Source organism: Massilia sp. DD77, from assembly GCF_036961685.1.
Taxonomy (GTDB): Bacteria; Pseudomonadota; Gammaproteobacteria; order Burkholderiales; family Burkholderiaceae_D; genus Telluria.
On the sequence record NZ_JBAMDH010000017.1, the window covers coordinates 66,675 to 78,494 of the forward strand.

At 65.8% G+C, this 11,820-nt stretch carries 19 protein-coding genes; all 19 read right to left on the reverse strand.

Translation table 11 applies throughout. The features are described 5' to 3' along the window. Positions 1-26: 26 nt before the first annotated feature. Positions 27-884 carry a hypothetical protein gene (locus V7778_RS12020; RefSeq protein WP_335555476.1) on the reverse strand — a complete coding sequence of 286 codons (858 nt, stop codon included), beginning with the start codon at positions 882-884 and terminating at the stop codon, positions 27-29. 3 nt (positions 885-887) lie between these two features. Next, positions 888-1,289, reverse strand: a complete 402-nt coding sequence (locus V7778_RS12025) for a hypothetical protein (protein WP_335555477.1) — start codon at positions 1,287-1,289, stop codon at positions 888-890. 7 nt (positions 1,290-1,296) lie between these two features. Then, the gene (locus V7778_RS12030) at positions 1,297-1,689 is read right to left on the reverse strand and encodes a hypothetical protein (RefSeq protein WP_335555480.1); all 393 of its coding nucleotides are present in this window, start codon (positions 1,687-1,689) and stop codon (positions 1,297-1,299) included. Between the two features lie 2 nt (positions 1,690-1,691). Further along, the gene (locus V7778_RS12035; protein ID WP_335555482.1) at positions 1,692-2,015 is read right to left on the reverse strand and encodes a hypothetical protein; all 324 of its coding nucleotides are present in this window, start codon (positions 2,013-2,015) and stop codon (positions 1,692-1,694) included. Next, entirely contained in the window at positions 2,012-4,105 is a 2,094-nt protein-coding gene (locus V7778_RS12040) for a portal protein (protein WP_335555483.1), read from the reverse strand. The genes V7778_RS12035 and V7778_RS12040 overlap by 4 nt, the downstream gene beginning before the upstream one ends. A gap of 6 nt (positions 4,106-4,111) precedes the next feature. Then, positions 4,112-5,635, reverse strand: a complete 1,524-nt coding sequence (locus V7778_RS12045) for a hypothetical protein (RefSeq protein ID WP_335555485.1) — start codon at positions 5,633-5,635, stop codon at positions 4,112-4,114. Then, complete coding sequence (locus V7778_RS12050; protein WP_335555486.1) at positions 5,622-6,050, reverse strand: hypothetical protein; 429 nt, start codon at positions 6,048-6,050, stop codon at positions 5,622-5,624. The genes V7778_RS12045 and V7778_RS12050 overlap by 14 nt, the downstream gene beginning before the upstream one ends. Before the next feature lie 279 nt (positions 6,051-6,329). Then, positions 6,330-6,461, reverse strand: coding sequence for a hypothetical protein (locus V7778_RS12055; protein WP_335555488.1), 132 nt, complete (start codon positions 6,459-6,461; stop codon positions 6,330-6,332). Between the two features lie 166 nt (positions 6,462-6,627). Next, positions 6,628-6,789: a hypothetical protein gene (locus V7778_RS12060; protein ID WP_335555490.1), complete on the reverse strand. Its 162-nt coding sequence runs from the start codon at positions 6,787-6,789 to the stop codon at positions 6,628-6,630. Further along, the gene (locus V7778_RS12065) at positions 6,786-7,163 is read right to left on the reverse strand and encodes a hypothetical protein (RefSeq protein ID WP_335555491.1); all 378 of its coding nucleotides are present in this window, start codon (positions 7,161-7,163) and stop codon (positions 6,786-6,788) included. The genes V7778_RS12060 and V7778_RS12065 overlap by 4 nt, the downstream gene beginning before the upstream one ends. Next, positions 7,160-7,297 carry a hypothetical protein gene (locus tag V7778_RS12070; RefSeq protein WP_335555494.1) on the reverse strand — a complete coding sequence of 46 codons (138 nt, stop codon included), beginning with the start codon at positions 7,295-7,297 and terminating at the stop codon, positions 7,160-7,162. The genes V7778_RS12065 and V7778_RS12070 overlap by 4 nt, the downstream gene beginning before the upstream one ends. Next, positions 7,294-7,752 (reverse strand): RusA family crossover junction endodeoxyribonuclease, encoded by a 459-nt coding sequence (locus V7778_RS12075; RefSeq protein ID WP_335555495.1) that lies wholly within the window; start codon positions 7,750-7,752, stop codon positions 7,294-7,296. Before V7778_RS12075 ends, V7778_RS12070 begins: the two co-directional genes overlap by 4 nt. A 258-nt stretch (positions 7,753-8,010) precedes the next feature. Continuing rightward, complete coding sequence (locus V7778_RS12080) at positions 8,011-8,520, reverse strand: hypothetical protein (RefSeq protein WP_335555496.1); 510 nt, start codon at positions 8,518-8,520, stop codon at positions 8,011-8,013. Positions 8,521-8,555: 35 nt separating this feature from the next. Beyond that, complete coding sequence (locus tag V7778_RS12085) at positions 8,556-9,002, reverse strand: Gp49 family protein (RefSeq protein ID WP_335555498.1); 447 nt, start codon at positions 9,000-9,002, stop codon at positions 8,556-8,558. 56 nt (positions 9,003-9,058) lie between these two features. Further along, positions 9,059-9,817, reverse strand: coding sequence for a replication protein P (locus tag V7778_RS12090; RefSeq protein WP_335555500.1), 759 nt, complete (start codon positions 9,815-9,817; stop codon positions 9,059-9,061). Further along, complete coding sequence (locus tag V7778_RS12095; protein ID WP_335555501.1) at positions 9,814-10,806, reverse strand: DUF1376 domain-containing protein; 993 nt, start codon at positions 10,804-10,806, stop codon at positions 9,814-9,816. Before V7778_RS12095 ends, V7778_RS12090 begins: the two co-directional genes overlap by 4 nt. Then, a complete protein-coding gene (locus tag V7778_RS12100) occupies positions 10,803-10,985 on the reverse strand; it encodes a hypothetical protein (RefSeq protein ID WP_335555503.1) in 183 nt (60 codons plus the stop codon). The genes V7778_RS12095 and V7778_RS12100 overlap by 4 nt, the downstream gene beginning before the upstream one ends. Further along, a complete protein-coding gene (locus tag V7778_RS12105; protein WP_335555505.1) occupies positions 10,982-11,176 on the reverse strand; it encodes a hypothetical protein in 195 nt (64 codons plus the stop codon). Before V7778_RS12105 ends, V7778_RS12100 begins: the two co-directional genes overlap by 4 nt. A gap of 381 nt (positions 11,177-11,557) precedes the next feature. Continuing rightward, positions 11,558-11,794 carry a transcriptional regulator gene (locus V7778_RS12110; RefSeq protein WP_335555507.1) on the reverse strand — a complete coding sequence of 79 codons (237 nt, stop codon included), beginning with the start codon at positions 11,792-11,794 and terminating at the stop codon, positions 11,558-11,560. Between the last annotated feature and the right edge of the window lie 26 nt (positions 11,795-11,820).

An 11,820-nucleotide genomic window follows, 5' to 3' on the forward strand; every position in this document is an offset into this window, starting at 1 on the left:
CCCTTTGTTGCGGTAGATGATTGGCATTATTCAACCCCCAGGTACACGATGGCCATTGCGCCGTTGCTCGTCCCGGTAGGAGCTGGCGTAGTGGGCAGCGATACCTCGGACAAGCTTTCAGTGCGTGAGTCGATGGGCACAAGTGAAGCATTCAAGCCCAGCGGCGTTGGTCCGATCACGTTGGACACATTACCGGTGTAACCGGTCAGGCGCAGGCTGCCGCTGCTCCCGACATAAGCCGTGTAGTACCAGCCCGGCGGCAGGAACAGTGGCGTTGGCAGGGAATAAGTTCGCAGGCCCAGTACGCTCATGTCCAGGTCGGTACTTTTGGCGATCAGCGCTCCTGGCTGGCCGTTCTCACCACAGGCGTACAGGCCAATTTGCGCGGTAGCTCCTGCCACTTGAGTAGTCACGTTCACCGCCAGCGCCGTGATGCGCGCCGCGCAGCGATGGAGATGTGGCATGTAATACGCCAGGCCAGTACTTGGGCCCGCTGCCGTGGTGGCGTTGTTGCGATGGGCTGAAGTCAGGTAGCGGTTCGGCGCTGCCGGGTCGATGCCTGGCAGAACGGATTCCAGCGTGGCCGCGTGCGGCGTGGCCAGCACGGTGGTGGTTCCAGACAGGTTAATCGCGGTCGGGTTGGAGTCGTTATAGACGCCGCCCGAATAGGTCGCCGTGACTTTCGCGCGCACCAGCGTCGAAGCGCCTGAAAGGTAGCCGATACCGGCCTCAAGGAACAGCCCGCTGGCGTCCAGCAGAGTGTATGCAAGCGGGCGATTCAGGCCGAACGCGGCCGAGAATGTCGGCCACCCAGCAACTGCCGACAGGGTCAACGCACCCGTGCCGGTCGTGCTGGTCGTTTGCTTAATGCCGTTCGCAAGCATGGGTCAATCCGCCGTGATCTGTGGGGTCAGCTTGATCTGGTCGCCGCTGGCCGCCGGGGTGAATGGGGTGAACGTCTCGGCCAGCACCAGGTCGCCGGAGGTGGCGCGCTTGGCGAAGTAGCCGTAGATCGTCGCGTTGCCGGTGAGGGCGCCGCTGAAGTTCCAGGTCTGCTGGGCGTAAGCGGCCGCCGAGGGCGCGCCGCCGGTCACCGTCCAGTTCGCGCCGGTCAGCGCGATCGAGGCGTAGCCGCCGCCCGCCGCCTCGGTATAGGTTGCAAGGGTGTCGGTTTCCGCCGGCGTGATGTTGTTCGTGAAGAGGCCGTAGACCAGGTTCTCGGTCGTGCCGTACTTGTTCACCAGGTACGAAAGGGCGATGACCTCGCCGGTATTTGGGACAACGAGCATCTGCGCCTCAGCTCTGGTAGCCCAGCTTCACCAGCGCGGCAGGATCGCCGCGGCGCGAAGCCGGAATTTCGTGGATGCGCGCCTGCTTCAGCGCGTCGAACTGGCACACGACTACGTGCGGGACGGCAGTGTCGTTCGGGCCGATGGTCATCTGTGTGAAGCCGTCAGGCCTGACCATGGTGACTTCGGCCAGGCCGTCCAGGCGCGCGCCGGTGAGGATGCCCACCGAGCCAGCGGCGGTCACCCACATGTTCAGCCGCTTGCTCGTCGCGTCGAGCGCCGCCCGGTTCACGTACGGGGCCTGGGCCACGACGACCACCTGGCCGCCGGTGCTCGGCTCTGGCGCCGGCGCGGGCGGCTGCGGGAACAGGCTCCCGAGGACCTTGTTGATGAGGTTCATGGTCAGATTCCGGTGGAGACGTAGACATCGAGGACCGCGGTGCCTGCTTCGGTGCGCGTGGCGAACTGCAGCGGATTCACGCTCGAGGCGATGCCCAGCGTGATATCGGAGTTGGCCAGCACGGCGACACAGCCCCACTCCGGATCGGCCTGGGGCACCTTCGCCACCTGCTGGCCGTCACCGATCGCGAAGTAGGCGTCGTCCGGGCCGTGATTAACCACGCGGACGGACGCGCCGGTCATGCCGAGCGCGACCGAGACCGCACCGGTACCGGCGCCGGCGTTCACCCGCTGGCCTTTCGCCTGGGCGCTGAAAAGCTTGTTCATCCTGCTATTCCTTCAATCGGTGGTTGTGGTGGTGCCTGGGGAGGCGCTTCAGGCATTCCCGGTTGCGCGGGAAGCGCGGGCGTCGGCTGAGGGTCGCCCGGCATGACATCCGGCGAGGTAAGCACCTGCTGGAGCGTCTGGAAGACCAATGCCTGCACCTGCTCCGGCGACATGCCGCCGCCGACCGCCTTGATGCGCTCGCTTTCGGCCTTGTAGGCGTCGATACGCAGCTTCGCGACCTCGACCGCGTGCTCGCGCTGCTGGTCCTCGAGCTGCCGCTGCAACTGCTGGACGATCTGCCCGGCCTGCTGCATCTGCTGCTGGGCCTGCATGAGCTGCGGGTTCTGGCCTTGCAGCTGCGGCGGCAACACCATCTGGAGGTCTTCGGCGATGTCGTCCGCGCCCGGCCAGTCGAGGTTCTTGGCGAGCCGGTGGCCGATGATCTGGCCGGCCCCGGGTACCGCCTGGATGAATTCGATCATCTGGGCGGCTGCTTCCTGGCGCCTCGTCGTATAGCTCGGCCCGGATTCACAGGTCACGTCGTACTTGCCGCTGGTCAGGTCGTAGATGCGGGCGATGCCGACGGCCTGCTCCTGCTGCGCCTGCACTTCCTCGGGCAGCGGCTCGGTCGGGCCGTTCACCTTCACGCTGCGGTTCGTGCCGTCCTCTTGGATCGTGCGGATGACGCGCTCGACCGTGTACACCTTCGGGATCAGGTCGGCCATGATGCGGCCGGCGTGCCGGATGGCGCGGTTCAGGTTGTCCGTGAAATTGAAGGTGCTGGTGTCTCCCTCGCGCTGACGCGCCAGGATGGCCCGGCCGCTGATCTCGTTGCCCTGGGCGCCCAGCGAGGCGTCGTAGAGGCCCGTGATCGACTTGATATCGTCCGAGGCGTTCAGCGCTTCCTGCAGCGCGCCTGCGGGTGGCCCGGCGAAGGGCTGACGCTGCGGCACCTGGCCGGGAGCGTCCGGAACCGGGTCGTATTCCAGGAACTGGTGGTTGCCGGTGTTCGCGGTCGCCCAGTTCGCATCGCTGGCAAAAGAGCCGGTCGGCCCGATGAAGGGTGCTTTCGGCGCCAGCGCGACCAACTCGGTGCTGGTGGTGCGCCAGTAGTTCAGCATGCGCTGGGCGTCCTTGGCGTCGTGGATCAGCGACTTGAGGTACCGCTTGCCGTCGATGATCACTTCGTCGCCGTAGACCGGAACGATCGGGATGAACTTGCCGGCCCACTCGTTGGTCTCCAGGATCTCGCAGCCGTTCATCAGGTGCTGCGTGACCTCCATGGTGCGGGTCTCGCGGCGCGCGACCTCCTTCACGCCCTGGACAGCTAGTAGCTGCTGCAGCTCCGGATCGGCGAATTGCTTCTCCGTGACGATCTGGCCATTTGACAGTTTGATGATCACCGCTGCTACCTCGCGGCGGCGCCACCATTCGGCCACGCGTACCAGGTTGTCGCTCAGCCAACCTTCAGCCACGCCCTTGCCGTCACCTTCGAAGCTGGCGGCGTCGGCCTCGGGCCACTTCGCCTTGAAGGCGTCGAGCGAGTAGTCCTCGGTCACGAAGCCATCCATCCAGCCCGCCGAGTCGGCATCCATGCAGTAGGCATCCGGCACGACCGAGAGCGAGTTCGCAATGCGCTCGATCTTGATGTCCTGGTCGAACACGTCGTCGGCGGCGTAGTCCGTGGTGATCCGGAAGTAGCCGACGTTGCCCGAGACAGCATTGTCGACCGCGGTGTCGTAGGCCACATCCGCATTGCTGCTGTACTCGATGTTGCGCACCAGGCCGTCCAGAACCTTGGCGGTCCACTGGTCGGCGCCGTCGCCCACCGCGTGGAACTTGATGGCCGGCTTGTTCTGGCGCGCGTCGTTCACCACCTGGCGGATCACGGCGGCCATGCGGTTGATCGTCAGGCAGGGGCGGCCCTCGGTCTCGCGCTGCTTGCGGATCTTCTCCGGCCACTGCTCGTTGAGGCGCGCGAAGCGGATGTCTTCGGCGTAGCGCTCGCGGTTGTGCGCGTCCGCCTCGACGGCGTGCTTGTAGATCCGCAGGCCTTCGGCGTGCAGATCCTCGTCTTTCTTGTCAGCCATGTTCGGTTATCCCATCCAGCCGCCGGGTGCGGCATGGTGTCGTTGCTGTTGAGGGCGTGGCGCCACGGCAGGCCGGGCGAAGGTGAGCACGAAGGCGTCGGCGCGGTCGGGAGACTTGCCGTAGAGCCCCTTGTATTCCTTCTTCGACTGCATGAGCAGTAGCCCGTCCTTGTACTTGTACTTGACGGAGGCCAGCTGCGAACGCAGCTCGCCGCACGCCGGCATCGACACCGGCTGATCGGCCAGGTAGTCGCGTGCGTCGCGCCAGATGCGCGCCTTCACGTTGTAGTTCTTGCCATCCTGCAGTCGAGCGCCGGTGTGCACGCCCACCACCTTGGCGGCGTACTTGCCGGCCTTGAGCTGGTCGAAGCACGACACGCCCGGGCCGTCGAGCTCGATCACGATCACGCCGATCTTTCCGCCGGCGGCGACTAGGTCGTCGCATTCGCTGCTGACCACCGCGGCCAGGCCAATTCCATCCAGCCCGCGACGCGTGACCTGGGGGAGGTTCAGGCGGCCGCGCCGCTTGTGGATGACGCTCTCGTCGTCGCCGAAGTGCGCCGCGTCGACGCCGATGCTCCAGTCGCCGACCGGCTCCACGTCAGCCGGACCCTTGCCCTGGGCCGCGGCGATCACGTCGCCGAGGATCCAGGAGTCGGAGGTCGACGCGTTGTAGTCGATGTCGATTTCCTGGGCCACGATGACCGGATCCAAGCTCTCGCGCTGTTTTTGGTACCAGGCGTCGTCCTTGCGCGGGTCCTGGCGCCAGTGGAACGTGAAGACCTTGACCTTGCCGCTGTGCCGCTTCCGGTAGAACGGGTTGCCGTTGCCGTTGACGGTGGACAGGTCGATCTTGCAGTTCGAGGTCTGCGACAGCGCCGCATCGATTGCGTCGGGCCGCTCGTAGAAGGCCGATTCGTCCTTGAAGTAGATCGAGGTGCGGTTACCGCGGCCGATGTTGTCGCCGGCCTCGCCGACGATCGCTGCACCGGTCTCGGGGTTCAGGATGCGCATGTGGGGCGCGTGCTTGGCCTCGATGTAGCCCTTCGGGCGGAACTCGGCGGGCAGCAGGCCGATGAACTGGCGCACCTTCCAGAAGAGCGACTTCGGATCGCCGAGCTTGTCGACGTATTCTTCCTTGCGGCTGCCGAAGCCGATGACCACGCCCGGGTAGAAAGTCCACATCCAGACGGCGATGCCGACGCACAGCCACGAGATGCCCATGTCGCGCGACTTCTCGGCCAGGCCATCCTCGCGGCCGAGCCAGCGCTCACGGACCCAGACGACGAAGTCGGCCTGCTTCGGAAACAGCAGGAAGGGGATCACGGTCGGCAGCCCGATCTCGGCGTTTCGCGGATCGAACGTCATGCCCCAGTCGTTGATGAAGTCGACCGGGTTGGCCTTGTAGTGTTCCTTGAGGCCCTGGACGATGCCCGGGTCGGTGCGGATGCGCTGCAGGCGTTCGGCGCGCAGCGCGTAGATGCGCTCGTAGTCGGGCGCCTTGAAGTCGAACCAGTCAGGCGCCGCCATCGAGCATCCTCTTGTACGCCTCCTCGGCGGTCACGGTGACGGTGGACTCGCTCTTGATCGCTGGGAGGTCCTCAGCGCCGCCGTGGGCCAACTTCAGGCCGTACTGCTTCGGCTTCAGGCGCTGGGCCGCTTCGATGCGGGCATAGATGCGCAGCTTGGCCTTAGCCACCGAGTCCTTGTCGGTCTTGCAGTTGTCGGCGATCTCGACGATTTCGTCGAACTGGGTGTCGATCTGGGCGCTCTTGGCCGCGTCGTACATGGCGGCGAAGAGGGGATGCTCGGCCTTCCAGCGAAAGACGGTCGCCTTGCTCGGCATGCCCTTTCGTTTGCAGATCGTGGCGATGCTGTCCGTGGTCGACGCCATCGCCGCGCAGAAGCTGGCGGCCAGCTCGGGGTCGTAGATGGTCGCGGTCATGGTATTCGGTCAAAAAAATGGCCCGGCGCGCTGGTGGGCGGCCGGGCCGAGGTGCGCTGGTCAGGCGCAGGAGACACAGGGGAAATGGTGGCCGTGCTGTTCCGGCCTGTCAGAAGCTCCCATGAGGCAGGGTGGTCGATCGATCTCTTTCGTGACTCAGGAGGTGCTGCTGCAGCGGTGCCGACGCGCTGCGCTTCGGGGAGGGTGCCGGTTACAGCGTCCGGCGTCGTGCACGCGGTGAGCGCCGACTGTCTGGCCAGTGCCAGGGCAGGGAAACGATCAGGCCTCGCCGCGCAGGGCCCAGAAGATGCCGTCGACCAGCTTGCCGCCGGCCCAGCGGAGGGCGGCGACGCCGGCCACCACGACCAGGCCGCATGCCAGGGTGAGCGCGAGAGCTTCGATGGGGTGCATGCTGGTCCTTTCGTGGTTGGAAAAGCAAAAAGCCCTGCGTCATCGCTGATCGCAGGGCTTTCTGGTCCGTTCACGCCGCGGGCTCCCATCAGGGAAGCTCTACACGTCGGAATTTCTGGACGGAATTAAGTTGTGGTACGGAATTTACTGCTGAGATTTCCTGTTGTCAAGGAATTTTGCGCGGTTCGCCTGTGGCGGCGTTGTCCGGCTGCGTCGGCTCAGGCGGGCAGGTGCAGTACCAGGTCGCGTTCCAGGCGCGCTGAATCGGCGGAATGACCTTCAGGCCGCACTTCGCGCAGACGGGGTATCGATTCTGATCGTTGTTCATCCGGTCATCCTTTCGTTCATCTTGACCAGGGATTCTACCGTGGCCTGCGCCTGCCGGAACACGTTGACGAAGACCGTCATCGGCCGGTGCGCGATGCTCAGCTTGCGGCAGACCTCCTCGGGCCTAGCCTGGTCGATGTAGCAGAGCTTGAGCAGCACGCGGTCGCGGTAGGACAGCAGGCGCATCGCATCCTCGATGGCCTGGGCATCTGCCTCGTCCACCTTGCGGCGCTCGCCGGTCGGTTTCTCTCCGTTCGCCTCGCGCTCGAGCTGGTCGCAGAACTTGCCCGTGGCGCTGACGCCGATCTGCCGAGTGGGGCGGTAGACCCGAGCCCAGTTTTCAAGCCGGGCCCCGATGTCGCGGCGGTCGGTCAAGGCGTGGCCTCCCCCGCGAAGGCAATGACGAGGATGGCTGCGAGCCAGCCCAGGATCAGGGCGTCGGCCTCGGTCAGCCGCCCGCGCCCAAGGGCGACGTAGGCGATGGCCGAGCAGATGGCCAGGGGAATCATGCGGCCTCCGGGATCAGGCTGGCCTGGGGCTGCGCGGTCGGGATGGCGGTGATGGTGACCACCACGCGGGCCTCGCCGTCGGGCTCCATGCGCTCGGCCGTCAGGCGGCGCACCCACTTGTCGTCCTCGATCGCCACGTCCTTGAGCGCGTCCAGCAGCACCTTGTTGGCGTTGTCGATGTCGATGCACATGACCGTGTCGTCCCAGGCGGCGCCGGCGAGGCGCATGCGCTTCTGCCAGTCGAGCGGGCGCTTCGGGTAGAGCTTCACATCGACGTGCACGCGGCCGGTGATGGCGCTGACGACGCCCTGGGCGCGGCACAGGGCCTGGATCTCGGCGCGGAAGGCCTTCGCCTCCTTCGTCGGGACGATGCTGATGTGTGCGCCGAGCTTTACCGGGCGCCAGTAGCGGTTCGCCGACAGCGGGTAGGGCAGGGTGAGGGTGATCGGGTTCACAGCTTCCACTCCCCAGGCTTAACTGGACGCTGGAGCTTAATCCGTGGCGCTGGCGCCGACATCGGGATCAGCGGGCCGTAGGGGTTCTGCGCAGTCGCGCCGCATTGCGTGCAGGTCGGCACTGGCGGCACATCGCCGCTCCAGAGCTCGGGCGTTTGCACTGGGCCGCGGCAGTTTGAGCAGGTTCCGATAGTTGGCATGGGGTGGGTTCTCCTGTTGTCGTTATGCCGCCCGGCGGACCGGGCGGGGTGGTGCTGGTCAGTCGAGAGCGCCGGTCGCCTCGACCTTACCGGTCAGGTACAGCTCGTAGGCCTTGGCGGCTGCCAGGTGCTCGCCGTGGCCGGTGAGGCCAGGTGTGCGCAGCGCCGCCTGCAGGGCTTCGTAGCGCACGCTGCCGTACAGCCCGCTGCTGCTGCCGATGACCTGGGCGCATGCCGCCGAGGCCTGCGTCGATCCACTGGCGTGCGCTTCGCGCTCCATGTCGATGTGCTGCTGCAGGCGCACCGCGTCGGCCTGCTTCTCGGCCTGCTGCTTCTGGTACGGCATCCAGTGCCAGGACGGGAAGCAGCCCGGCTCCTGTTCGGGGTCGGCGTGCGTCACGTTCGTGTGCGTGTAGGCCTCCTCGTCTTCCGGATCGATGCCGAAAACGCGGAGGTTCACGGAGAATCGGCCGTGCACGGCAGTGACGATGGCCGCCCGGACTACGTTGTCCTTGCCGCGGTACCAGACGATCCGGCCGATGGTCGGGGTGATGTGGGTGGTGCTCATGCTGCTCCTTCAGGTTGTTGTGGGGTAGTGGTTGGTCAGGCAGCCGCCGGGCGCCCGTCGATGCTGACGAAGGCCAGCTTCTCCTTCAGCAGGTAGCCTTCCAGCGGCCAGATCTTCTGGGCGGCGTTCTGGCGCGCGATCTTGCGGCCGATCTCGGCGTCGAAGTTCTCCGGGCTGGCGCAGGCGCTTTCGCCGGTGACGGTGAAGCCGTTGCGCAGGACCAGCACGCAGAAGGTGAGCAGGCGCAGCGGAGCCAGATCGGTGTTCGACAGATCAGGGTCTTCGCTCGCCGGGCAGAAGCTCGTCGCCTCGTCCGGGGTCTCTGCACGGATGCGCGCGATGTCAGCGCCGTCGCCGGCCGTGAAGAAGTATTCGCGGGCGATGGCGGCCTCGATGTCCGCCGGCGTGACGCGCGGCGCAGTCTTGCCTTTGGCTTGAATCTCGGATTCGATCGCGCTGTCTTCGGTGTGGATACGTTGCATGTCTTGCCTTTCAGGTTGGTGCTGCGGTTGTGCGCTCGCGCGCGAAATGGTCTCGGTCAGGCGTCGGTCTCGGCTTGGAGGGCTTCCCGGGCGAACTTCGGGATGATCGGGCTGAGGAACGTGCCGCCGGCCTGATCGTGGGCGACGGCGCGTCGGGCCCAGCCGCGGTGATCGAAGTTCGCCGGCCGGTGCGTGACCTTGGCGACGAGCTGCTGGATGGCGGCCTTGGCCTTCTCGGTGTTGGTGGTGGTCTTCCCGGGCGCGGTCAGGGCCAGCAGGGGGCGCGGGACTTCCTCCCAGGTGGCCTTGGCCAGCTGCTGCTCGAGCGCGGTCTCCCAGCGCGCTTTGACTTGGCTGTAGGTCTGCTGCTGCAGCTCGGTGGCCATGGGCATAGCGGCCCAGTAGATCGCCGGGTGCGACCAGGTGCCGTGCTCGCCGGCGAAGCGGGCCTGCACACCGGCCACAGCCTCGTAGTACGCGCGCAGCGGGTCGACGGTAGGGCGGCAAGCCTGGATGAACTCGGCGCAGCTGGGCGGCCAGGCGAAGCGCCGACGGCACTCGCGCAGGCCGACCTTCACGTCGTCGGGGGTGATGCCTTCCTCCTCGAAGGCCTCGACCCAGCTTTCGGCCCAGTTGTCGATCGCCTGCTGGTTCGTGAAGTTCGAGCGCCACTTGTGCGGGTAGGCACCGTCCAGGCGGTTGAACAGGTGGTCCATGAGCGAGATGCCCAGGCCTGGTGCTGGATCGAACCAGCGGGAGAACGGGCGCGTGGTCGGCGCCGAAGGCAGCTCGGGGTAGTCGGCAAGGTTGGTCATGGCTTCACTCGGTTGCGGTTGACACTGGCGAGGGGATCGAACTTGGGCGGCTGGCCGTTCAGGTGCGAGACCTGGTGCGGCTGCGCAGCGCCGGTGGCGCGCAGCTCCGCTGCATCCTTCGCCCAGCGCTCGACGATCGAGAACACGTAGGCGGGCGGAATGGCCTCGTCGGGCTTCGACTTCTTCGCCGCTTCGCAGGCGGCATTGACGGTGTCCACGGTGATGCCCTGGTTGGCCAGTGCGATCAAGCGCAGGTCCCCAGGGCTCGAGTTGATGCCGAATCGACGCATGGCCATGCTCAGGGCACCAGCTGACGTCGGCTCGGCGCCCAGGACCACGCGCAACTCCGGTTGAGTAGTCGCGGGGTGTGAGGGGTTGGCTTTTAATTCTCCCTGTCCCTGTCCTTCTCCCTGTCCCTTAAGAGCGTTTTCCAGTGGATTTCCGGCGAGGCTCTGTTCATTTCCAACGGAATCGTCATCACTTTCCAGCGGAATCTGCTCGACTTCCTGCGGAATGTTGTCGGAAGCGCTGCCCGGTTCCGGTGGAAGAGGCAGCAACGGACGACCCTCAGCCTCGCGTTGCTTGTTGGCTTTCCGGATGCGATCGCACTCTTTCTTCCACTGGTGGTGGACCTTCGCCTTCCAGCTTTCCAGGGCCTTCTCGGCGACGACAGGGTGATAGAGACGGCCATCCGCGCACTTCACCCAGCCGTGCAGCGCACCCTCGCGTACGTTCATCCATTCCTTGACCACGCGGCCGTAGCCGGCAGCCTTCGCCAGGAAGCGGTCGTCGTCAGGAAGAGAAGCGGCGGGCACCTGGTGCCATGCGGCGCTCCAGAGGAGAACCGCAGCCCAGCAAGCCTCGGGGGATTCGTAGGCGGCCATGTCGCTGTCACGCAGGCGCGCGACATCGAGCGGCATGAAGGCGAAGTCCTGCAGGTTGCAGTCTTCAGGGGTGAGCGGCGCCGGGAGGTTGGTCGAGGTCGTCATGGTGGCGACACCTCGAGCTGCTCGGCCTCTACCGCACAGCGGTCCCATTCCTTCTGCCAGGTCTCGATCGCGCAGGCGGAATGCCAGTTGAAGCCATGATCGTCACGGCCTTTGCCGCGGGCGAACGCTGCCCGGGCTTTGGCCTGGATCATGGCGATGGAGATGATCGGATCGCTCATGGCCGGCCTCCTGCCTTGCGCAGCTTCTCAGCCGTTTCTTCCAGATCCTGGATGCTCTTGTTGAGGCGGCCGTACTCGCGCGATTCCTCGCTCGAGTGGCGCGCACGTTTGTAGACCCGGTTGCGGATGACGACGTTGTCGGTCATCGCAAGCAGCTTTGAGGCATCGGGCCCGCGTGCTGGTGTGTCCATCGTTTCACTTCCTTTCAGGCCCTGGGGTGGTTCCAGGCCGGTGCTTCGTTGATTCCTGGTGGCGCAGTCGGAACCCATTAAAGATGCCTCCGCGAGGTGGTCACGCCGCGTGCGCGTCCAGCTGCACGGCCAGGACCCGGACAATGTCGGGATTCCGGTCCGCGCGGCGCGGCCGTACCATGCGTGCGCACTGCGTTGTTGCTCAAGCCGCGGAGGAACGTGCTGCGCGCCAGGCCGAAGGCTTGGCAGACGCGGTCCAGGCTGGATAGCTCGGCTGGGTTGAACAGGACTTCCACACATTCGGTGCGGGCGTTGGGGTTGAGGCTCATGGTTTCTCCTTGGTGGTGCGGGTTGCTAGGGGTGGTGCAGGTAGTGCTGAGGTTAGGTGGTCGGAGCGGCGTGGTCAGCCAGTTCGGGCCAGATCTGCTGCCAGTCATCCGGCCGCAGTTCTTGTCGCGTCGCGATGCCGGCCTTTTCTAGGGTGGGCGCCAGGCGGATCAGCTTGTCGTCGGGGATGCCCCCGCTTTTCCATGCGTGAACCGAAGGCGGCTTGACGTTGAGCAGCTTGGCCACTGCGGTCGGGCCGCCCAGCTTGTCGATGATTTCACTCGCGTTCATGGGGAGGTCGAGTTGGTTTGAGGTGA